General features: G+C 63.9%; 20 protein-coding genes. 13 read left to right on the top strand and 7 right to left on the bottom strand.

Going from position 1 to position 21,935, the window contains the following annotated elements; translation table 11 throughout:
- The first annotated feature begins 51 nt into the window (after positions 1-51).
- The 10 genes from ACZ1JV_RS18240 (at position 52) to ACZ1JV_RS18195 (ending at position 11,093) form a co-directional block, all read left to right on the top strand.
- Positions 52-1,080, top strand: coding sequence for an HlyD family secretion protein (locus ACZ1JV_RS18240; RefSeq protein WP_465149938.1), 1,029 nt, complete (start codon positions 52-54; stop codon positions 1,078-1,080).
- The gene (locus ACZ1JV_RS18235; RefSeq protein ID WP_465149937.1) at positions 1,077-2,843 is read left to right on the top strand and encodes an ATP-binding cassette domain-containing protein; all 1,767 of its coding nucleotides are present in this window, start codon (positions 1,077-1,079) and stop codon (positions 2,841-2,843) included. The genes ACZ1JV_RS18240 and ACZ1JV_RS18235 overlap by 4 nt, the downstream gene beginning before the upstream one ends.
- Positions 2,840-3,979, top strand: coding sequence for an ABC transporter permease (locus ACZ1JV_RS18230; RefSeq protein ID WP_465149936.1), 1,140 nt, complete (start codon positions 2,840-2,842; stop codon positions 3,977-3,979). The genes ACZ1JV_RS18235 and ACZ1JV_RS18230 overlap by 4 nt, the downstream gene beginning before the upstream one ends.
- 4 nt (positions 3,980-3,983) lie before the next feature.
- Entirely contained in the window at positions 3,984-5,096 is a 1,113-nt protein-coding gene (locus tag ACZ1JV_RS18225; protein ID WP_465149935.1) for an ABC transporter permease, read from the top strand.
- 19 nt (positions 5,097-5,115) lie between these two features.
- Positions 5,116-6,642, top strand: a complete 1,527-nt coding sequence (locus ACZ1JV_RS18220; protein WP_465149934.1) for an efflux transporter outer membrane subunit — start codon at positions 5,116-5,118, stop codon at positions 6,640-6,642.
- 170 nt (positions 6,643-6,812) lie between these two features.
- The gene (locus ACZ1JV_RS18215) at positions 6,813-7,118 is read left to right on the top strand and encodes an FtsB family cell division protein (RefSeq protein WP_465135212.1); all 306 of its coding nucleotides are present in this window, start codon (positions 6,813-6,815) and stop codon (positions 7,116-7,118) included.
- A gap of 180 nt (positions 7,119-7,298) precedes the next feature.
- Positions 7,299-8,384: a pyruvate dehydrogenase (acetyl-transferring) E1 component subunit alpha gene (pdhA, locus tag ACZ1JV_RS18210; protein WP_465135211.1), complete on the top strand. Its 1,086-nt coding sequence runs from the start codon at positions 7,299-7,301 to the stop codon at positions 8,382-8,384.
- Positions 8,384-9,748 (top strand): pyruvate dehydrogenase complex E1 component subunit beta, encoded by a 1,365-nt coding sequence (locus tag ACZ1JV_RS18205; RefSeq protein WP_465149933.1) that lies wholly within the window; start codon positions 8,384-8,386, stop codon positions 9,746-9,748. The genes pdhA and ACZ1JV_RS18205 overlap by 1 nt, the downstream gene beginning before the upstream one ends.
- A 116-nt stretch (positions 9,749-9,864) precedes the next feature.
- Positions 9,865-10,545: a hypothetical protein gene (locus ACZ1JV_RS18200; RefSeq protein ID WP_465149932.1), complete on the top strand. Its 681-nt coding sequence runs from the start codon at positions 9,865-9,867 to the stop codon at positions 10,543-10,545.
- Positions 10,546-10,625: 80 nt separating this feature from the next.
- A complete protein-coding gene (locus ACZ1JV_RS18195; RefSeq protein ID WP_465149931.1) occupies positions 10,626-11,093 on the top strand; it encodes an EF-hand domain-containing protein in 468 nt (155 codons plus the stop codon).
- Position 11,094: 1 nt separating this feature from the next.
- Here the strand turns inward: ACZ1JV_RS18195 and trmFO are convergent, their stop codons facing one another.
- From trmFO to gyrA, 3 genes are all read right to left on the bottom strand, one after another.
- Positions 11,095-12,456: a methylenetetrahydrofolate--tRNA-(uracil(54)-C(5))-methyltransferase (FADH(2)-oxidizing) TrmFO gene (gene trmFO, locus ACZ1JV_RS18190; RefSeq protein WP_465149930.1), complete on the bottom strand. Its 1,362-nt coding sequence runs from the start codon at positions 12,454-12,456 to the stop codon at positions 11,095-11,097.
- Between the two features lie 93 nt (positions 12,457-12,549).
- Positions 12,550-12,891 (bottom strand): DUF952 domain-containing protein, encoded by a 342-nt coding sequence (locus ACZ1JV_RS18185; RefSeq protein ID WP_465149929.1) that lies wholly within the window; start codon positions 12,889-12,891, stop codon positions 12,550-12,552.
- On the bottom strand, positions 12,888-15,659 hold the full coding sequence (gyrA, locus tag ACZ1JV_RS18180) for a DNA gyrase subunit A (protein WP_465149928.1): 2,772 nt from the start codon (positions 15,657-15,659) through the stop codon (positions 12,888-12,890). Before gyrA ends, ACZ1JV_RS18185 begins: the two co-directional genes overlap by 4 nt.
- Positions 15,660-15,977: 318 nt before the next feature.
- Between gyrA and ACZ1JV_RS18175 the strand changes: the two genes are divergently transcribed.
- Positions 15,978-17,303, top strand: coding sequence for a hypothetical protein (locus tag ACZ1JV_RS18175; protein WP_465149927.1), 1,326 nt, complete (start codon positions 15,978-15,980; stop codon positions 17,301-17,303).
- 85 nt (positions 17,304-17,388) lie between these two features.
- On the opposite strand, the gene ACZ1JV_RS18170 is transcribed toward ACZ1JV_RS18175, so the two are convergent.
- Positions 17,389-18,063, bottom strand: a complete 675-nt coding sequence (locus ACZ1JV_RS18170) for a carbonic anhydrase (protein WP_465135203.1) — start codon at positions 18,061-18,063, stop codon at positions 17,389-17,391.
- A gap of 83 nt (positions 18,064-18,146) precedes the next feature.
- Here ACZ1JV_RS18170 and lipA point away from each other — a divergent pair, with 83 nt between their 5' ends.
- The gene (gene lipA / locus ACZ1JV_RS18165) at positions 18,147-19,103 is read left to right on the top strand and encodes a lipoyl synthase (protein ID WP_465152604.1); all 957 of its coding nucleotides are present in this window, start codon (positions 18,147-18,149) and stop codon (positions 19,101-19,103) included.
- A 3-nt stretch (positions 19,104-19,106) separates the two neighbouring features.
- The gene (locus ACZ1JV_RS18160) at positions 19,107-19,553 is read left to right on the top strand and encodes a type II toxin-antitoxin system RatA family toxin (protein ID WP_465149926.1); all 447 of its coding nucleotides are present in this window, start codon (positions 19,107-19,109) and stop codon (positions 19,551-19,553) included.
- Between the two features lie 49 nt (positions 19,554-19,602).
- On the opposite strand, the gene ACZ1JV_RS18155 is transcribed toward ACZ1JV_RS18160, so the two are convergent.
- The 3 genes from ACZ1JV_RS18155 to ACZ1JV_RS18145 are packed head-to-tail and all read right to left on the bottom strand — an operon-like array spanning position 19,603 to position 21,872.
- Complete coding sequence (locus ACZ1JV_RS18155) at positions 19,603-20,112, bottom strand: CinA family protein (RefSeq protein ID WP_465149925.1); 510 nt, start codon at positions 20,110-20,112, stop codon at positions 19,603-19,605.
- A 1-nt stretch (position 20,113) separates the two neighbouring features.
- Entirely contained in the window at positions 20,114-20,677 is a 564-nt protein-coding gene (locus tag ACZ1JV_RS18150) for a hypothetical protein (RefSeq protein ID WP_465149924.1), read from the bottom strand.
- 10 nt (positions 20,678-20,687) lie between these two features.
- The gene (locus ACZ1JV_RS18145) at positions 20,688-21,872 is read right to left on the bottom strand and encodes a bifunctional 2-C-methyl-D-erythritol 4-phosphate cytidylyltransferase/2-C-methyl-D-erythritol 2,4-cyclodiphosphate synthase (protein ID WP_465149923.1); all 1,185 of its coding nucleotides are present in this window, start codon (positions 21,870-21,872) and stop codon (positions 20,688-20,690) included.
- Between the last annotated feature and the right edge of the window lie 63 nt (positions 21,873-21,935).

Genomic DNA, 21,935 nt, shown 5'->3' with positions numbered 1-21,935 from the left:
ACCGATCGCCGGGCGTTTCCGGCTGCAATGATCCTGGCTTGAGGAACGTCGATGAAGAAATCCGTGGTCGCCGCAGTGATCGTTGCGGTTCTGCTGGCGGCCGGATTGGTCTGGTGGCTGACGCGGGGCCATCAGGATCCCGATACGCTCGTCCTCCACGGCAATGTCGATATTCGGCAGGTTTCGCTCGCCTTCGATGGTTCCGGGCGCGTGACGCAGATGACGGTCGAGGAAGGTGATGCGGTGAGGGCAGGGCAGGTGCTTGCCCGGCTCGATACGGTGACGCTGGGCCTGCAGGCTCGCAATGCCGAGGCGCAGATGGCTGCAATGCAGGAAAACCTGCTAAAATTGCGCAACGGCACTCGTCCGGAAGACATCGCCCAGGCCCGCGCCAAGGTCGAATCCGCCCGCGCCAATGCCGCGCGGGCAGCGGACGACTACAAGCGCGCCCAATCGGTCTCCGCAAATACCGCAGGGCGCGGCGTCAGCGCGCAGGAACTCGATCAGGCGCGCAATGCCTCACAGGTGGCCAATGCCCAACTGAAAGAGGCGGGCGAGGCGCTGAACGTGGCGACGCGTGGCCCCCGTGCGGAAGATATCGCTGCTGCCGAAGCGCAAGTGAAGAGTGCCGACGCGCAACTGGCCTTGCTGCGCCATCAGATCGACCAGGGTGAATTGAAGGCACCGGCCGATGCGGTCGTCCGGTCCCGCCTGCTGGAAGTGGGCGACATGGCGACGCCGCAAAAGCCGGTTTACGAGCTGGCGCTAACCAGCCCCAAGTGGATTCGCGTCTACGTGGAGGAGGTCGATCTCGGCCGTATCCGCATGGGCCAGCGCGCCAGCGTGACCAGCGACAGCTTTCCCGATCGGCCGGTGCCCGGCACGGTAGGCTTCATCTCCTCAGTCGCGGAATTCACGCCGAAGTCGGTGGAGACCGAATCGCTGCGCACGGCGCTGGTCTACGAAGTGCGCGTACGGGTGGACGACAAGGACGGACGCCTGAGGTTGGGGCAGCCGGTAACGGTGCGGATCGCGGCGGGCCCGCCGAAAGCCGCAGGGCAGGCAGGGTCGCCAAGGTGAGCGACTTCACCGTCGCCTGCAAGAACCTGCGCAAGGTCTTCGACGGTCCGGATGGTAGGCCATTCGATGCCGTTGACGACCTCTCGTTCTCGCTGCGTGCGGGGACGATCACGGCGCTGGTGGGGCCGGACGGGGCAGGCAAGACTACGCTGATGCGGATGGCGACCGGGTTGCTCAAGCCCGATGGCGGCAGCCTGGAAGTGCTGGGCATCGATGTCGCCGCCAACCCGCAGGCGGTGCAGAACCGCATCAGCTACATGCCGCAGCGCTTCGGGCTCTACGAAGATCTGTCCGTGCAGGAAAATCTGAACCTCTACGCCGATCTCCACGGCGTGCCGCAAGAGGTACGCGCCGAACGCTTCAAGCGCATGCTGGACATGACCGACATGGCCCGGTTTACGGATCGCGCCGCGGGCAATCTTTCGGGCGGCATGAAGCAGAAGCTGGGTCTGGCCTGCACCTTGGTCCGCGTGCCGGATCTGTTGCTGCTGGATGAGCCAAGCGTCGGCGTCGACCCGCTCTCGCGCCGTGACTTGTGGCAAATCATCGAGCAGCTGATCGAATCGGATGGGCTCAGCGTCCTTGTGAGCACCGCCTACATGGATGAGGCGGGGCGCTGCGACGAAGTGCTGGTGATGGACCGCGGGCGTCTGCTGTCTCAGGACAAGCCCGCGGCGATCACGGCAAAGGCGCATGGCCTCACTTACGTCACCGCGCCGCCGCCCAGCACACCCGCGCGGGACCTGCAGGCCCGCCTGATCGATTCGCCGGGTAAAGTGGTAGACGCAGTGCCGCGCGGCGGCGCGGTGCGTTTCATCCGCCAGCCCGACTGTCCGTTGGAGGCGCTGGACGATCTGCTGCAAGGTCAGCCTGCCGAGCCGCGCGAGGAGGAACTGGAAGACGCCTTCATGCTTCTGCTGCGCCAGCATGATGCGAACAAGAAGGAATTGGACGCGGCGAGCCCGCAGTTGCGCGTGACTGCGGACAAACAGCCATCGGGCAGCGAGAATGTGATCCACGTGCGCAACCTGGTTCGCCGCTTCGGAGACTTCACCGCCGTTGCCAACACTTCGTTCGATGTGCGTCGTGGGGAGATATTCGGCCTGCTCGGCCCCAATGGTGCCGGCAAGACGACCACGTTCCGTATGCTCTGCGGCCTGCTTCCCGCGACCAGTGGCACGCTGGAGGTGGCGGGCGTCAATTTGCGCTCCGCCCGTGCCGAGGCGCGGCGGCGGATCGGGTATGTGGCGCAGAAATTCTCCCTCTACGCCAACCTTTCCGTGCGGGAGAATTTGGAATTCTTCGGCGGCGCCTATGGCCTGCGCCGCCACGACCTGAAACAGCGCGTTCAGGCCATTCTCGATCAGTTCGGGCTCGATCCCGCAGCCACCAGTGGGGCTTTGCCGCACGGCTACAAGCAGCGTCTGGCCATGGCGGCGGGGCTGGTGCACGAGCCCGAAATCCTCTTTCTGGACGAACCGACCAGCGGCATCGATCCCATCGCGCGGCGCGCTTTCTGGCGGACCATCACATCGCTATCGCAATCGGGCGTGACGGTGATCGTCACCACGCATTTCATGGAAGAAGCCGAATACTGCGACCGCATCGCTATCCAGGATGCCGGGCACATGCTGGCGCTCGGCACGCCGCAGGAGGTGCGCGAGCAGGCCGGCGGCGACAGCGTGGGCGATATGAACCAAGCCTTCATCGCGATCGTCGAGCAAGGACGGGCGCATGACGGCGGGGAGAAGTCCGCAGCATGAGCGACGATCGCACCGAAAGTGCCTTCCTGACCCGGCTGACCGCGTTGGCGCGCAAGGAAACGCGCCAGATGCTGCGGGATCGTAGCAACCTGATGGTCGGCCTGCTGCTGCCAATCGCGCTGATCCTGCTGTTCGGCTTCGGTCTTTCGTTCGACGTTAAAAACGCCCCGGTGGCGTTGGTTATGCAGGACCGTTCCGCTGCGGCGCGGGAAATCGTCTCCGGCCTGCGCGGTTCGGCCTACCTCGATCCCGTCGATGTCGAAACCATGGACGTGGCGAGCCGGATGCTGCGTGAAGGCAAAGTGGATGCGATCGTCCAGGTTCCCAACGATTTCGCCCGTAGGCAAGTAATGGGCGGGGCTGAAATCCAGCTCATCCTGAACGGCGTCGATTCGACCACGGCGCAGACGCTGGAGGCTTACGTCCAGGGCGCCGTGGCGACGGCCATGGCGCGGCAGGCCGATCGCGGCGGCACGGTATCGGCCGGCGGCGCGGTCACCGTGATGACGCGGACCTGGTTCAACGAAGAAGGCAACAGCCGCTGGTATCTGGTGCCGGGCCTCGTCGTCCTGATCATGACGCTGGTGGGTGCCTTTCTCAGTTCGCTGCTGATCGCGCGCGAGTGGGAGCGGGGTACGCTGGAGGCCCTGTTCGTCACCCCCGTGCGCCCGCTGGAACTCGTGATGGCGAAGCTGGCGCCTTACATCGTGATCGGGTTGATCGATCTGACCATGTGCCTGTTGGCGGCGGTTTTCCTGTTCGATGTGCCGATCCGGGGATCGCTGCTGGCCATTACCTTCATCTCGTTCCTCTATCTGCTCGTGTCGTTGCTGGTGGGCCTGCTGATCTCCGGCGTGACACGCAATCAGTTCGCGGCGAGCCAGGTCGCGCTGCTGGCAAGTTTCATGCCGGCCCTGATGCTTTCGGGCTTCATATTCGACCTGCGCAACATCCCTTTGGCCGTCCGCCTGGTGGCGCAGATTCTGCCGGCAACGCACTTCATGGGCGTGATCAAGACGCTTTTCCTGGCCGGAACCGATTGGGGCATGGTGGCCAGCAACAGCCTGATCATGCTGGGCTACATCGTGGTTCTGACGGTGCTCACCCGCCGTACCTTGCGCAAGCGACTGGACTGAGCCGATGAACCGAGCATCGGCATGGCTGGCTGCGGTTGCCTTTCTCTTTCGCAAGGAAGTGCTCGCGCTGTTCAAGGATCCGGCCAACCGCATCATCCTGTTCGCGCCGGCATTCATCCAAACGCTGCTGTTCGGATATGGCGCGATCCTGGATCTTCAGCACGTCCCCTATGCCCTGCTGGACCAGAGCCGGGGGCAGGCGGCCAGCGAACTGATCGCCCGGCTGGACGGCACAGGGGTATTTTCGCGGCAGGCGACGCTGGACAATGCCAATCAGATTGCGGGGCTGATCGACCGGCAGAAAGTGCTGATGGCCGTCACCATTCCGGCGGATTTCGATCGGAAACTGGCAAACGGCCGGAACGCCGAAGTGCAGGTGGTGTTCGACGGGCGCAATTCCACCACGGCAGGCTCTGCCGCTGCCTACATCGCTTCGGTCGTACAGGCCTTCAACGCATCCCGGTCCGGCGCGCAGGGGGTGACGGTGGTTCGGCGGGCATGGTTCAACCCCAACCTCGAATCGCGCTGGCAGATCATGCCTGCGATGATCGCCACCCTTTCCATGCTCCAGACGATGCTTCTGGCCGCGCTTTCCGTTGCGCGGGAACGGGAGCAGGGGACGTTCGACCAGTTGCTGGTCACGCCGATGACCCCGCTGCAGATCCTGGTGGGCAAGGCACTTCCGTCGATCGTCGTCGGCCTGCTGCAATCGACGATCGTCTTGCTGATCGTGCTGCTCTGGTTTCGCGTGCCGATGAGCGGATCGCCATTCGTGCTCTATTTCGGGCTGCTCTGCTTCAATATCGCCTCGGTCGGCATCGGCATGACGCTATCGGCGTTCGCGCTGAACATGCAGCAGGCCATGCTCTATTCCTTTGTGCTGATCATGCCGTTGACCCTGCTGTCCGGCATGCTGACCCCGATCCGCAACATGCCCGCCGTGCTCCAATACGCGACTTACGTGAACCCGCTGAGGTTCGGCGTTGCCATTGTGCGCCGCGTCTATCTGGAGGGCGCGGGGATCGGGGATGTCGCCATCAATTTTCTGCCCTTGCTGGCAGTTGCCGCAGTCACGCTGCCGCTGGCCGCATGGCTGTTCCGCCACCGGCTGGCCTGAAATGCAAGGATCTGCTGCCATGTTTCGTGTCCGGACTAGCGCCAGATTTCCCACCGCGGCCATGGTGGCCCTATCGTTGGCGCTGTGTCTGGGCGCGGCTGGATGCACGGTTGGCCCCGATTTCAAGGCCCCCGTCGCGCAAGCGCCGGATGACTGGTCGCAGTGGCGCAGCGGTACCGCCGATATGGTCGCGGTTCCGGCGGGCAAACAGGCCATGCCGGCCGAATGGTGGACGCTGCTGGGCGACCCCGTACTGGATGATCTGGAACGCCGTGCCCTGGCCGCGAATCCCGACCTCCAGACTGCGGCCCTCCACCTTGCTCAGGCGCGCGCCCAGCGCGGAGCGGCAGCATCGGCCGGCCTGCCGCAAGTCAATGCCAGCACGCAAGTAACGCGTGAACGGATGAGCGAATATGGCGCATCTACGCGCCTCTTTGATGTATTGGCCGGCGATAATCGCGATCAGCTTGCCCAATATCTCGCTCGCCCCTTTACGCTCTATCAAGGCGGATTCGATGCGGGGTGGGAGATCGACTTGTGGGGCAAGGTGCGCCGTTCGGTAGAGGCGGCGGATGCCGGGATCGCGCAGCAAGGGGCCTTGCTGGATCTTACGCGCCTTTCCGTGACGGCCGAGGTGGCGCAGGCCTATTTCGCCATGCGCAACGCCCAGGCGCAAGGCGCGGCAGCGGGTGAGGATATTGCGTTACTCAAGGATCGCGTCGGGTTGGTCGCCGCGCGGGTCGATGGTGGAATGAGCGATCACACGGCTATCGAGAGCGATCAAGCCAGCCTGCGCGCGTCGGAAGCGAACCTGCCGGCGCTTCAGGCCGAAGCCGCCGCACAAGCCAACCGCATCGCCATTGCACTGGGGGTGCAGCCCGGAACCCTCCGCGAGGAATTGAAGCCGACCGCGCTGGGCCCGTTGCCCCCGGCACTTCCGGATCTTTCCTTGGGAATGCCGTCCGAAGTTGCTTTGCGGCGCCCGGAAGTGCGGGCGGCCGAGGCGAAACTTCACGCCGCGACCGCGCAAATCGGCGTGGCCGTGGCCGATCTCTACCCCAGCATCACTCTTGGCGGCGGGTTCGGACTGGAAAGCTACCGATCACAGAACCTGTTCGATTGGGCGAGCCGAACCTGGCAGATCGGGCCAAGCCTGAGCCTGCCGATATTCGACGGCGGGCGCCGGCGCGCCACGGTGGAACTGCGCAAGCTCGAACAGCGAGAGGCGGCGGTGAACTTCCAGGTCGCCGTGCTGAAGGCTTGGCAGGAAATCGACGACGCCTTGACCGGCTACACCGCCGATTGGCAAGCGCGGCAGCGGCGGGCCGACAGACTGGAGCACGCCCGGGCCAATGCGGATCTGGTGGAAGCGCGCTATCGCGGCGGTCAGGTGAACTATCTGCCGGTGATCGATGCCCGCCGCGCGGCGTTGGCAGCCCGACGGGAACTGGATGAAAGCGACGCGCGACTCCGCACGCGGCTTGCGGCCATCAACAAGGCTATCGGCAACGTTCCGCCTGCGTCGAATCCCGCAGCGTCACACTGATCGGATGGCGTTCAGCCGCCTCGCACGGGCCGCGAACAAGTTATCAACACATATCTCGCCCATTTTGCAGTGCAGCACGCCGCAAGACCTGTCGCAAGAGGGTGCGAATCGCGTAACATTCGTGCTTGCAACGCTGAATCACTTGTGATTCTATCACGGCATGAGGGGCCATGCGTCACGATAACAACCTTGCGAAGGAGCGATTGGTTCAGGGCGGCGCCCTGGCCCTGCTGCTGCTCATGGGCGGGTTCGTCATCGCGGGCCCCAGCGGCATTCTGGCCTGGGGCGAAAATCAGCGCCTTTTGGAACAGCGCCACGAAAAGCTTGCAGAGTTGGAAAGCCAGCGCGATCGCCTGAAGAATCGCGTTGCTTTGCTCGATGGTAGCAAGGTTGATCCGGATCTGGCGGGCGAATTGTTGCGCTCGAACCTTAATGTTGCTCGCCCTGACGAAATGGTCATGCTGATCAAACGTTGAGTTTCTGCCCTTTTGGGGCAGCCAACCTGAGCTTCGCATCGCATCATGTTGCGATGCAACATTTCTGTTCGCCATAATTTTTGTGCCGGGCACGGCAAATTTCCGTCATCGTGCTTTCGATTTCCGCGCGGCGTCCTATAAGCAGCCCGAAATCAATCGCACCAACGATGGGGAGTCCCGTTGCCCAAAGCTAAGAGTGACGCCGGGTCCGGCGCCGAGCCTGCCGCAGTACCGGCACAGGACGAAGACTTTGCGCTGCACAGCCTCCAGGAAGCTCTGGAAGCTGACAAGCGCTACAAGCCCAGCAAGGAAGAGCTGCTTCATTTCTATGAGCAGATGCTGCTCATTCGCCGCTTCGAGGAACGCGCAGGCCAGCTTTACGGCCTGGGCCTGATCGGCGGCTTCTGCCACCTTTACATCGGCCAGGAAGCCGTTGCCGTGGGCCTGCAGTCCGCGCTCGACGGTGAACGCGATTCGGTTATCACCGGCTATCGCGACCACGGCCACATGCTTGCCTACGGCATCGATCCCAAGGTGATCATGGCCGAGCTGACCGGCCGCGCTGCCGGTATCTCGCGCGGCAAGGGCGGTTCGATGCACATGTTCAGCGTCGAACATAAGTTCTACGGCGGCCACGGCATCGTCGGCGCACAGGTCTCGCTGGGTGCTGGCCTCGCTTTCGCGCACAAGTACCGTGAAGACGGCGGCGTCGCGATGGCTTACTTCGGTGACGGCGCGGCCAACCAGGGCCAGGTCTACGAGAGCTTCAACATGGCGGCTCTCTGGAAGCTGCCGATCATCTTCGTGATCGAAAACAACGGCTATGCCATGGGCACTGCCGTGAAGCGCGGCTCGGCCGAGACGCACTTCTACCGCCGCGGCACCGCGTTCCGCATCCCGGGCATGCAGGTGGACGGCATGGACGTGCTCGAAGTCCGCAAGGCTGCCGAAGTGGCGCTGGAATATGTCCGCGCCGGCAATGGTCCGGTTCTCATGGAACTGAACACCTATCGCTATCGCGGCCACTCGATGTCCGACCCGGCGAAGTATCGCAGCCGTGAGGAAGTGCAGGACGTGCGTGAAAAGCGCGATCCGATCGATCACGCCAAGACCGAACTGATGGCCATGGGTGTGGACGAAGCCGCGCTGAAGGACATCGACAAGCGCGTGCGTGCCGCCGTGGCGGAATCGGCCGACTTTGCCGAGAATTCGCCCGAACCCGAAGCTGCTGAACTCTATACTGACGTCCTGGTGGAGCGCTACTGATGGCGATCGAACTGAAGATGCCGGCGCTCTCTCCGACGATGGAAGAGGGCAAGCTTGCCCGCTGGCTGGTGAAGGAAGGCGACAATGTCACTTCGGGTGATATCATTGCCGAAATCGAAACCGACAAGGCGACGATGGAATTCGAAGCCGTCGACGAAGGCACGGTCGGCAAGATCCTTGTGCCCGAAGGCACCGAGGGTGTGAAGGTCGGCACCGTGATCGCCGTCATCGCCGGTGAAGGCGAAGACGCTTCGGCGATCTCGGCACCCGCCCCGAAGGCTGAAGCTGCTCCCGCCGCCGAAGCCGCTCCTGCTGCTGCCAAGGCGGAGGCTCCGGCCCCCGCACCGGCGAAGAAGGATCCCGAGGTTCCCTACGGGACCAACATGAAGACCTCGACCGTTCGCGAAGCGCTTCGCGACGCCATGGCCGAGGAAATGCGCCGCGACGACCGCGTCTTCGTGATGGGCGAGGAAGTGGCCGAGTACCAGGGCGCTTACAAGGTGACCCAGGGCCTCCTTGAAGAGTTCGGTCCGCGCCGCGTGATCGACACGCCGATCACCGAGTACGGCTTTGCCGGTATCGGCACCGGCGCCGCAATGGGCGGTCTGCGTCCGATCATCGAGTTCATGACGTTCAACTTCGCCATGCAGGCGATCGACCACATCATCAACTCGGCGGCCAAGACCAACTACATGTCGGGCGGCCAGATGCGTTGCCCGGTCGTGTTCCGTGGTCCGAACGGCGCGGCTGCTCGTGTCGGCGCGCAGCACTCGCAGAACTATGGCCCGTGGTACGCCAACGTGCCGGGTCTGGTCGTGATCGCGCCTTACGACGCATCGGACGCCAAGGGCCTGCTGAAGGCAGCGATCCGCAGCGAAGACCCGGTCGTCTTCCTTGAGAACGAGCTGGTCTACGGCCGCACGTTCGAACTGCCCGAACTCGACGATCACGTCCTGCCGATCGGCAAGGCGCGCATCATGCGTGAAGGCAAGGACGTGACCATCGTGTCCTACTCGATCGGCGTCGGCCTCGCGCTCGAAGCCGCCGAGCAGCTGGCCGGCGAAGGCATCGATGCCGAAGTCATCGACCTTCGCACCCTGCGTCCGCTCGACAAGGAAACCGTGCTGGCCAGCCTTGCCAAGACGAACCGCATGGTCGTTGCGGAAGAAGGCTTCCCGGTCTGCTCGATCGCGTCCGAAATCATCGCGATCTGCATGGAAGACGGTTTCGACGACCTCGATGCCCCGGTGGTCCGCGTCTGCAACGAAGACGTGCCGCTGCCTTACGCGGCCAACCTCGAAAAGCTGGCGCTGATCGACACGCCGCGCATCGTCGAGGCAGTCCGCAAGGTCTGCTATCGCTGATCCTGGCGTAAGCGCTGACAAGTGAGACGGCGGCGAAGCAAGCGCTTCGCCGCCGTCTTGCGTTCTGGGCCAGTTTACAGGCTTGCGCGATGATCCGCGCGGGCTAGAGAGGCGGCGTGTCCGAGCAAACTGCCCCCGAAAGCCGCCCCGAAGACCTGCTTCTGCCGGCGTTGCCGCAGACGATGCGGCTCGCGCTCGCCTATGCGCCGTCGCGCGCGCGGCTGCCGACGCTGGCGCTCCTGGCGCTGGATCAGCGGCTTGCTGGCCTGCTTCGCCATTCGCGCGAGCCGATGATGGCGCAGATTCGGCTCGCGTGGTGGCGTGAGACTTTGGGCCGCGATGCCAGTGAATGGCCGGAGGGTGAGCCTTTGTTGGCAGCGCTCCGTAGCTGGAATGGCAAGCACACCGCTCTCGTCGCTCTTGTCGATGGGTGGGAAGCGCTGACGGGAGAGGCCCCGTTGGCACCTTCCTCCCTAGAGGAGATGGTCGATGGGCGGGCCGCCGCTTTCGCTGGACTTGCCCAGGCGCTTGGCCGTGAGGGTGAGGCGGAGACGGCGCGTATCCTCGGCCGCCGTTGGGCTCTGGCGGACCTTTCTATGAAGCTGAACCATCCGGGCGAAAGTGTGGTCGTGCGTCGGCTCGCCGAGGCGGAAAGCGCGCACACGGCGCGCGTTTCTCGCAATCTCCGGCCCTTGGCAGTGCTGGAAGGACTGGCCCGCGCAAACCTGACGAGCGGAGGCCAGGGCTCGGCTCGAACGGTGCTGAAAGCCATGCGGATCGGCCTGTTCGGCCGCTAATTCCTCTGCATAACAGTTATGTAATTTCCCTGATCTGGCTTCGCGAGGAGATAAGCCGCTCGAATTCAGGGAGATTGGCGATGCAGCGCTTCATCCTAGGCGGCGTGACGGTGCTTCTGCTGCTGTCGCTCGGCTTGTTCTGGTGGCAGGGGCGGGCCGAAGTGGAAAAGGCCGCGCCGCCGCCCGTTGCAGCCAAACCGCTACCGCATCCGACCGAAATTCCCAGCGCCGATCTGGAAAACCTGGCCGGGCCGGAGCTGCCCGAAGCGACGCCGCTCACCCGGGAGCAACGTCGCTTCGCGCGTTACGATTTCAATCGCGACGGCAGGATCACCCGCGAAGAGATGCTGTCCACGCGCACGGCGGCGTTCCGCAAGCTCGACAAGGACGGCAACAACCTGCTGACCTTCGAGGAATGGGCCGTGGCCACGGTCGACAAGTTCGACAAAGCCGACACCGACCACGACCAGATCCTGACGTCCGACGAATTCCGGTCCACGGCCCCGCCACCGGCGAAACCGAAGCCAAAATGCTCGTGCAAATCCTGAGTTACGCGGGGGTAAGCTCCGCCAGCCAGGGCACGAGGTCTTCCTTTGCGCGCGAGGTATAGGCTTCCTTGCGCTGCTTCTTCTTCACATCGTGAAGCGGCGGGAAGAGGCCGAAGTTGACGTTCATCGGCTGATAACTTTCCGCCTCGGCATCGCCGGTGATGTGCGAGAGCAGGGCGCCCAGCGCGGTGGTGCGCGGCGGAGCCTGCCATTCGCGCCCGGCGAGTTCCGTGGCCGTCATAAGGCCCGCCATCATGCCGACGGCCGCGCTTTCGACATAGCCTTCGCAGCCGGTGATCTGGCCGGCGAAACGCACGTGCGGCGCGGTCTTCAGGCGCAGCTGACGGTCCAGCAGTACCGGCGAATTGAGGAAGGTGTTGCGATGCAGGCCGCCAAGGCGGGCGAATTCTGCGTTCTCAAGTCCGGGAATCGTGCGGAAAAGGCGTACCTGCTCGGCATGCTTCAGCTTGGTCTGGAAGCCGACCATGTTCCACAGTGTGCCCAGCTTATTGTCCTGCCGCAACTGGACGACCGCATAGGCCCAGCGGCCATTGGGGTGTTCCGGTGTGGCCCAGTGCGGATTGTCGAGGCCAACCGGCTTCATCGGCCCGAAGCGCAGGGTCTCGACGCCGCGCTCAGCCATGACTTCGATCGGCATGCAGCCGTCGAAATAAGGCGTGTTGGCTTCCCATTCCTTGAAGGCGGTCTTTTCACCATCGACCAGCCCCTGATGGAAGGCCAGGTACTGCTCCTTGTTCATCGGGCAGTTGATGTAGTCCTTGGTCTCGCCCTTATCCCAGCGCGAGGCCATCCAGCACACGTCCATGTCGATCGTGTCGCGATAGACGATGGGGGCGATCGCGTCGAAGAAGGCAAGGCTGTCCGACCCGGTCGCCGCGCCGATGCTGTGGGCCAACGCTTCAGCGGTCAGCGGACCGGTGGCGACGATCGTAGTGCCCGCCTGAGGCAGAACGTCGATGCGCTCACGCACGATATCGAGATTGGGCAGGGCGGCAAGCCGGGCTTCCACTTCCGCCGAGAACACGTCGCGGTCCACCGCCAGTGCTGAACCGGCAGGAACCTCCGCCTTGGCAGCCGCCGACATGATCAGCGAATCGCAGCGTCGCATTTCCTCGTGGAGCAGGCCCACGGCGTTCTTTTCATGGTCGTCGGACCGGAACGAGTTCGAGCAGACCAGCTCGGCAAGGCCATCGCCTTGATGTGCCGGGCTTCTCTCACCCCCCTTGTCGGGCGAGGCGCCGCGCATTTCCGAAAGGCGGACCTTGAAGCCGCGACGGGCGAGCTGCCAGGCGGCTTCGCTGCCGGCAAGGCCGCCGCCGATGATATGGACGTCGTATGTCATGGCGGTTGCGCCTAGACCTTCGGGGCGCGATGGGGAAGGGCAAGCTTTACCGTTCTTGTCCCCTTGCGCGCCCTGATCGTTCGGCGCGCGCGGTCAGGCGGGAAGGATCAGTTCGCCGCCGTCGCCATAAGCGACGGGAGTATGTGCAATCACCGCCGAAAGCGGCAGATCGGCATAGATATGCGGAAACAGCGCGCCGCCGCGCGAGACTTCCCACTTCACCGCGTCGCCCAGCAGGCCGAGATCGACCGCCGCGAGGGCGAGGTCCGACTGCCCGGCAAAGTGCTTTTCCAGCGTCTCCCTCGCCTGAGCGGCAGTGGACATGTGGATATAGCCGTCCGCCTTATCGATCGGCGCGCCGGTAAAAACCCCGTCGGCGAGCAGCTGCTGGAGCTGCTCGCCGGTCAGGATCTTGTAGGCGACGCTGTCGCTCACTCTTCGGTTTCCGGTGCTTCGGGCGCTTCTGATGTCGGAGTGTCGGCGGCAGGTGCTTCACCCTCTGCGCCTTCGACCACGTCTTCCTCGTCCTCATCGAGGCGAACCGCGCTCACTACGTGTTCGTCGCCGGAGACGTTGAACAGGCGAACGCCGGCCGAACCACGACCGATCACGCGCAGCGAATCGAGCGGCAGGCGGATCAGCTTGGCCTGATCGGTCACCAGCATCAGCTGATCGGCGCGGGTAGCCGGGAAGCTGGCGACAACCGGGCCATTGCGGGCGATGTTGTCGATATTCGTGATGCCCTGGCCGCCACGGCCGGTGCGACGGTACTCGTAGGCCGAGGACATCTTGCCGTAACCGTTGGCGCAGACCGTAAGGATGAATTGCTCCTTCTCGGCCAGATAGGCGTAACGTTCGGCATCGAGCGAGGGCTCGCCATCCTTCTCACCCTTCCACGGGGCGAAGCGCAGATAGGCCTCGCGCTCGTCCTGATCCTTCACGCCGACGCGGTGGAGGATCGACAGCGAGATGACCTCGTCATCGTCCTTCAGCGTCATCGCCTTTACGCCGGTGGACGTGCGGCTTGCGAATTCGCGAACGAGATCGCCAGCGAAGCGGATCGCCTTGCCCTGACGGCTTGCGAGCAGCACGTCGTCCTGGTGGCTGAGTAGCGCGACGCCGATCAGGCGGTCGGCGCTATCCTCTTCGAACTTCATCGCGAACTTGCCGTTCGACGGGATGTTCGCGAAGGCGTCCATCGAGTTGCGGCGCACGTTGCCCTTGGCAGTGGCGAACACCACCGAGAGCTTGCTCCACTCCTTCTCGTCCTCAGGCAGGGCGAGAACGGTCTGGATCGTCTCGTCCTTGTCCAGCGCGGGCAGAAGGTTGACGATCGGGCGGCCGCGCGTGGTCGGGCCGCCTTCGGGCAGCTTGTAGACCTTGAGACGGTAGACCTTGCCGGCGGTCGAGAAGAACAGCACCGGGTTGTGGGTGGAAGTGACGAACATCGTCGTCACCACGTCCTCATCCTTGGTCGCCATGCCGGCGCGGCCCTTGCCGCCACGGTTCTGTGCACGGAACGTCGAAAGCGGGGTGCGCTTGATATAGCCGTCCATGGTCACGGTAACGACCATGTCCTCACGCTCGATCAGGTCCTCGTCCTCGATGCCTTCGGCGGCGCCGGTCATCTCGGACACGCGCTTCGTGGCGTAGAGGTCGCGCACGGCCACCAGTTCGCCGCGCATGACGCCATAGAGCTTCACGCGGTCGGACAGGATCGAGAGGTATTCCTCGATCGCCGCTGCAAGTTCCTTCAGTTCGTCGCCGATCTCGTCGCGGCCCAGTGCCGTCAGGCGGTGCAGGCGCAAGTCGAGGATCGCCTTCACCTGGATCTCGGACAGGCGATAGACGCCGCCGGTTTCCTCGGCATTGGGTTCGATCGCTTCGACGAGGCGGATGTAGGGCGCGATATCGCCGATCGGCCACTCACGCGTCAGCAGTCGTGCACGGGCTTCCGCCGGGTTCGGTGCGCCGCGAATGATCTTCACCACTTCGTCGAGGTTCGAAACCGCAACGACCAGGCCGAGCAAGATGTGCGCCCGGTCACGCGCCTTGTTCAGTTCGAACTTGGTGCGGCGGGTGATGACCTCTTCGCGGAACTGGATGAACGAGGCGAGGATATCGCGCAGGTTGAAGACTTCAGGGCGGCCGTTCTTGATGGCCAGCATGTTGGCCGCGAAGTTCGACTGCGCCGGCGTGTTGCGCCAGAGTTGGTTGAGCACGACTTCGGGCGTGGCATCGCGTTTCAGGTCGATGACCACGCGCATACCTTCACGGTTCGATTCGTCGCGGATGTCCGCAACGCCGTCGATCCGCTTGTCCTTGGCGGCTTCTGCGATCTTCTCGACCAGGCCGGCCTTGCCGACCTGATAGGGGATCGAGGTGAGCACGATCGAACGACGATCGCCGCGACCTTCCTCGATCTCATGGCGGCAGCGCATGATGATCGAGCCGCGACCGGTAAGGTAGGCGTTGCGAGCGCCACCCTGGCCGAGGATCAGCGGTGCCGTCGGGAAGTCCGGCCCCGGAATGATCTGGATCAGTTCCTCGATCGTCACGGCCGGGTTGTCGATCATGGCAAGGCAGCCATCGATCACTTCGCCCAGGTTGTGCGGCGGAATGTTCGTGGCCATGCCGACGGCGATACCGCCCGCGCCATTGACCAGCAGGTTCGGGAAGCGGGCCGGCAGCACGGTCGGTTCGCTTTCGGAACCGTCGTAGTTGTCGGCGAAGTCGACTGTGGCCTTTTCGATATCGGCCAGCAGCTCGTTCGAAACCTTGTCGAGACGCGCTTCGGTGTAACGCATGGCGGCCGGCGGATCGGGGTCCATCGAACCGAAGTTGCCCTGACCGTCGATCAGCGGCAGTCGCATCGACCACGGCTGCGTCATGCGCGCCAATGCGTCGTAGATCGCACTGTCGCCATGCGGGTGATACTTACCCATGACGTCACCGACGATGCGGCTAGACTTGCGGTACGGGCGGCCCGCAACGTAGCCCGCTTCGTGGCAGCTATAGAGAATGCGGCGATGAACCGGCTTCAGGCCGTCGCGCACATCGGGCAGCGCGCGGCTCACGATCACGCTCATCGCGTAATCGAGATAGCTGGTCTTCATCTCATCGACGATGTCGATGCGGGTATATTCGCCTTCGGGACCGGTGTGGCCGGAACCGTTCTCAGGAATGTCGGTGTCGTCGCTCACGCGCTGGATCGTTCGTTGCTGCGGGACAAGGGATGATGGACCGCCCTAGGACATGCCGCGCGCGAAAGCCACTGGAACGGGGGCGGGGAGAGCGTGAAGCGTTCCTTTTTCCACACTTATGGCCACAGCCCCTTCGGCATCCGCGATGGAAACCGCCAGACTTGCGACGAAACGCATTCAATCAGCGTTCAGCGGCGCACTTCTAATCCGGCTGCGAGGTTGCCAAGCGAACATTTCGACGCCAAACCGGCGCAGCGCTTTATGCGGTGCCGCTGTTCGCGGTGCGACCGTATGTGTCTTGTTGAGGAGTTGGCCTTGATGGCTCGCAAGTTCCTGATTTCCCGTATTGCCCTTGCCGTAGCCCTGGGCGGCGGCATGGCAGTGGCCATGGCCCCGGCCGCTTCCGCAAAGGAAGCCAAGCCGAAGTCCGACGCCAAGTATTCGGATGCCTTCATCAAGGCCGCCGGCCCGATCGAAAAGGCGATCAACGCAGCAACCGCCGCTCTGCCGCAGGGCGCCGGTGCCGACGCGTTCCCGGCCGCCAAGTCCAGCATCGACACCGCGCTGGGCGGCAACGGCAAGGCCGCGATCGAAGCAGCCATGCCTTCGGCGACCACCCCGGACGACAAGCTGGCGATGGGCCAGTTCGCGCGCACTTATGGCGTGCTTTCGCAGGACACCGCCTTCAAGCAGCAGGGCGTGGTCATGATGATCCAGAGCGGCAAGCTGCCCGCCGCATCGACCGGCGCGACCTATTTCGACGCGGGCGTGAATGCCTACAACCTGAAGGACTACGCCTCGGCCGCTACCTACCTGAAGCAGGCCAAGGACGCCGGGTACAAGGATCCGCAGAACCAGCTGGACCTGATCCTGGCCGATTCCTACAAGCGCGGCGGTAACTCGGCCGCGGTGATGGATATGGCCAAGGCCGATATCGAAGCAGCAAAGGCCAATGGTACCAAGCCCAGCGAAAGCTCGCTGCGCCAGGTTCTGCAGGAAACCTACAACGCCAAGCAGCTCGACGCCTCGGCGGACTACGCGGCGATGCTGGCGCAGAACTATCCCAGCGACAACGCGTGGAACATCTCGACCTCGATCGTGCGTCAGCTCGGTTCGTTCGAGAAGTCGGACAACCTTGACCTCATGCGCCTGATGTTCGTCAGCGGCGGCATGAAGGACAAGCGCGACTACTACGAATACCTGGAGAACGCCGATCCGCGCGCCTATCCGGGTGAAGCGCTGAAGGTCATGGACCAGGGCCTGGCCAAGGGCCTGCTCACCCAGGCTGACGTTGGTGCGGATCGCGCCACGGCTGCCGGCCGCGTTTCGGCGGACAAGGCCTCGCTGCCCGCGACCGAGCGTGACGCCATGAAGCCCGGCGCCACTGCCGCGCAGATCATGAGCGCAGCCGATGTCTTCCTCAGCTATGGCCAGTACGACAAGGCCGAAACGCTGTTCAAGGCAGCGCTGGCCAAGCCGGGCGTCGATGCCAACAAGGCGAACCTGCGCCTCGGCATGTCGCAGGCGATGCAGGGCAAGTCGGCCGACGCGAAGGCAACCCTCGCCAAGGTTACCGACAAGCGCTCGTCGATCGCCAAGCTCTGGGCCGCCTACGCAGCCAACAAGACCACTCCGGCAGCCTGATAGCTTTCGACTGCCAGAAAAAGGAAAGGGCGGCGGGATTACCCGCCGCCCTTTTCGTTTGCCCCTGGAAGGGGGGAGATGGAAATCAGGTGACCGGCGCGAACTGGCCGGTGTCCTTGTCCATCAGATGCAGCACGCCATCGGAGATCGCGAAGAAGGTGCCGCGCAGCGTCAGTTCCCCGGTCTTCACCTTGTGGCGGACGCAGGGGAAGGTCATCAGGTTCTCGATGCTGACGCGCACCGCTGCCTGCTCCATCTCGCGTTCGGCCGGGCGGCCGGTGGTGCCGAATTCGGCGGCGACCGGCGCACGGGCTTCGTCGAGCATCGAAATCCAGTCGGCGATGAAGCCGCCTTCACCCGGCTCGGTACCGTGAAGCTCCTGCGTCAGCGCGGCCTTGCAGCCGCCGCACATGCCGTGGCCCATGACCACGATTTCCTTCACCTTCAGCACTTGCACCGCGAATTCCAGCGCGGCGGACACGCCGTGATGCCCGGGCGATGTCTCGAATGGCGGGACGAGCGCGGCGACGTTGCGTACGACGAAGATCTCACCGGGATCGACGTCGAAGATCTGTGAAGGATCGACGCGGCTGTCGGAGCAGGCGACGATCATCACTTCGGGCTGCTGGCCTTCGCTCAGGCGCGCCCAGCGCTCCCTATGCGGGTTCCAGCCCGAGTCGCGAAAGCGGCGGTAGCCGTCGATCAGGCCATTCAGTACGCGGTTTTCCGGCGTGCTGGTTCCGGTGGAAGAATCGGTCATGGGGGCCTCCGTTGAAACGCACGCAACCCATAGACCGGATATTCGCACTGGCAAGCGGCAGCGCTTGCGACTATCTGGGCCCCATGAACGACCTGTCTTCCGTCCCGAGCCCCGAGCAGAAGCCCGAACGTCAGCGCAAGCCCGACTGGATCCGCGTCAAGGCGCCGACCAGCAAGGGCTATGGCGAAACGCGCCAGTTGATGCGGGATCTGAAGCTCAACACGGTCTGCGAAGAGGCTGCCTGCCCGAACATCGGTGAGTGCTGGACCAAGAAGCACGCCACGGTGATGATTCTCGGCGACACCTGCACCCGCGCCTGTGCGTTCTGCAATGTGAAGACCGGCATGCCGGGCCGTGTAGATCTGCTTGAGCCCGAACATGTGGCCGAACTGGCGGTGAAGACCGGCCTTGAGCACATCGTCATCACCTCGGTCGACCGTGATGACCTGCCGGATGGCGGTGCGAACCAGTTCGTGAAGGTGATCCAGGCCCTGCGTGCCGCGACGCCGAACACCACCATCGAAATCCTGACGCCCGACTTCCGCGGCAAGATGCGCCGCGCGGTGGAGGCTATCGTTGCCGCCGGTCCGGACGTCTACAACCACAACCTTGAAACGGTTCCCCGGCTTTACCCGACCATCCGCCCCGGCGCGCGCTACTACGCCTCGCTCCGCCTGCTGGAAGAGGTGAAGGCCCACAATCCGCTGATCTTCACCAAGTCCGGCGTGATGCTGGGCCTCGGCGAAGAGCGCCTTGAAGTCCATCAGGTGATGGACGACATGCGCTGCGCGGATATCGACTTCCTGACCATGGGCCAGTACCTGCGGCCGACCCCGAAGCATGCCGAGGTGAAGGAATTCGTCACCCCCAAGGCATTCGATGCCTATGGCGCCATCGCCCGTGCGAAGGGCTTCCTGCAGGTCGCTTCCTCGCCGCTGACGCGTTCCAGCTATCATGCGGGCAAGGACTTCGCCGAAATGCGCGCCGCGCGTGAGGCGAAGCTGGCCCCAAAGGCGCCTAAGGCCATCGCAAAGGCCTGATCCGTGCCTGGAATTCACGAAACCCAACGGCTGCCCTACAGCGCCGAACAGATGTTCGATCTCGTCGCCGACGTAGGTCGCTATCAGGAGTTCCTGCCCTGGGTGATCGCCACCCGCGTCAAGTCGGACGACGGGCACGAAATGATCGCGGACATGCTGGTCGGCTTCAAGGCGCTGCGTGAGAAGTTCACCTCACGCGTCGAAAAGGTCCGCCCGCGCGAGATCAAGGTCCACTATGTCGATGGCCCGATGAAGGACCTCGACAACTGCTGGACCTTCCACCCGGTGGACGCGCATAGCTGCGATATCGAGTTCGACGTGCGCTTCAGCTTCCGCAACGTGCTGTTCGAGAAGCTGGCTGGCCAGTACTTCGACAAGGCCTTCCGCAAAATGGTCGCCGCCTTCGAGGCGCGCGCGCACGAACTTTACGGCGAACCGCAGGAAAGCTGATTTTTTCGGTATTGGTGCGGCTTGCTGCGATAGCCGCGCCAACCGATCCTCAGGCGTTTTCCGGCAGCAGAAGTTCCAGCGCGATAAGCGCCGCCTGATGGCGAATTTCCGTGCGACCCTTGCCATCGAGCAGCTTCTGCTCGGCATCTTCCTCTTCAGCACCACGCAGCGCGCGGGCGAAAACCACGGTTCCCACCGGCTTGAGTTCGCTGCCCCCGTCAGGCCCGGCAATGCCGCTAATCGCCACCGCCACATCCGCGCGGCTATGGGCGATCGCACCTTGTGCCATGGCCCATGCCGTTGCCGGCGAAACCGCGCCCAGCGTATCGATAATGTCGGGCGAGACGCCCAGCAGATCCTGCTTCGCCTCGTTCGAATAGGTAACGAAACCACGATCAAGCACGGCCGAGGATCCCGGCACTTCGGTCAGTGCTGCGCAGACAAGGCCGCCGGTGCAGCTTTCCGCCACGGCCACCTTGCGGCCGATGGCCTTGTTCTCAACGATGACGCGCTCGGCAAGATCGTAGAGGTCCTGCGGGAAAAGGAGGATGTTAGACATGTCAGTCCTTGCAAAGGGTCAGGCCGGCGATCTGCGCCTTGTCGGCCACATCGGCGGGCGCGACATCCTTGGCTTTCGCGGTCATCTCTACGATCAGCGCGATCAGTCCGGCAGTGTTCTCGGGCGGAAGCGGCGCCAGCAGATCAACCGCGAGGTCGATGCGGTCGCACGACTTGAGGGGGAGGTGCTGCGAAACCAGCCCTTCGACCGTGATGTCGACCAGCGGGCGCAGCGAATCGTCAGGCAGGTTGCGCGCGAACTTGGCAACGTCGCTGCTCTGCCCTTCGGAAAGCTTCAGGAAAGCGGCCTTGGCTTCGGGCCAGGACCGGCCCTTTTGCGTGGCGTAGCGGTTGGCCAGTTCGGTGCCGTGATTGCGCAGATAGGAGTCGGCAGGCAGAACCTGCTGGCAGCGCTTGGCGGTGCCGGAAATGACCTGGGGCAGCGCGTAGGTGAACATTGCCTGCGCTTCGGGGCGGGTCAGGCAGGCGGTTTCGGCCTGCGCCAACCCGGGAACAAGCGCCACTAGCGCAGCCGCGGAAGTCAGTATCGTGCGGTGAATGGCCATCGACTATTCCCTAGAGGCGGATCAGGCTGACTGCCGCTTGCGCGGCGATGCCTTCGGACCTGCCGGTGAAACCCAGCTTTTCGGTAGTGGTTGCCTTGACGCTGATAGCAGCCAGATCCGCACCCAGGATTTCAGCGAGGCGCGTGCGCATGGCTTCGCGATGCGGGCCGATTTTCGGAGCCTCGCAGATGATCGTCACATCGGCGTTGGCCAGAGCGTAACCAGCCTTCGCGACGAGCGATCCGGCATGAGCAAGGAAACGGTCCGACGCCGCACCCTTCCACTGCGGATCACTGGGCGGGAAGTGCTGGCCGATATCACCCGCGCCGATCGCGCCCAACAAGGCATCTACAAGCGCGTGAATGGCAACATCCGCGTCGCTGTGGCCGGACAGGCCATGGGTGTGTTCGATCTTCACACCGCAGAGCCAAAGTTCCTCGCCTTCCTCAAGACGGTGTACGTCATAACCGGTGCCGACGCGGATCGGCGGGGCGGACGGCGCGAAATCGGTGGCGAAAGTCAGCTTGTGCAAGGCTTCGTCTCCTTCGACGAGCGCGATTTCAAGGCCATTGGCCTGCGCAACCTGCGCGTCGTCACCAGCAAGGGCAGGGTCCTCCCAGTCGCGATGGGCGGCGAGAATATCGGTGAAACGGAAAGCTTGCGGGGTCTGCACCCGGCGTAAGGCCTCACGGCGTGCCGGCGCACCCATGGTCTCGCCCTGTTCGCCCGGCTCTGCATGGGCAAGGCTGTCGACGACCGGCAGCACCGGAATCGCGCCGGGATGGCGGCCCAGCGCTGCAATCAGCCGATCGATGACCGAGGCGGGCAGGAGAGGGCGGGCAGCATCGTGGATCAGCACCAGATCGGGCGCCGCGCCGGCAAGAACCTCAAGACCGATCCGCACCGATTCCTGACGAGTCGCCCCGCCGGTGGTGAGTTGAATGCATTCGATCCCGCCCAGCACCTCCCGAACCAGCGCATCCGCACCCTCGGGGATTGCCACCACGATCGGCGAAACGCCCGCAGCCGCCAGCGCCTCCACCGAATGGCGCAGCACCGGCTTGCCGCGCCAAAGCGCGAATTGCTTGGGGAGGGGCTGTCCGGCGCGCAGGCCCTGGCCCGCTGCGACCACGATCGCCGCCACCGTTTGCGTCTGTCCGGCTCCCGGCTGCGGAATTGTCTGGTCGTGCGACATCGTGCCTGCCGGTAATCACTTGCCGTCGAGAGGGCAATCCACTATGCGCTGCCTGTTTTTTAG

The organism is Novosphingobium sp. BL-S-19 (assembly GCF_055521675.1).
The sequence above is the reverse complement of the archived record's forward strand: the minus strand, read 5'-3'. Positions and strand labels throughout refer to the sequence as shown.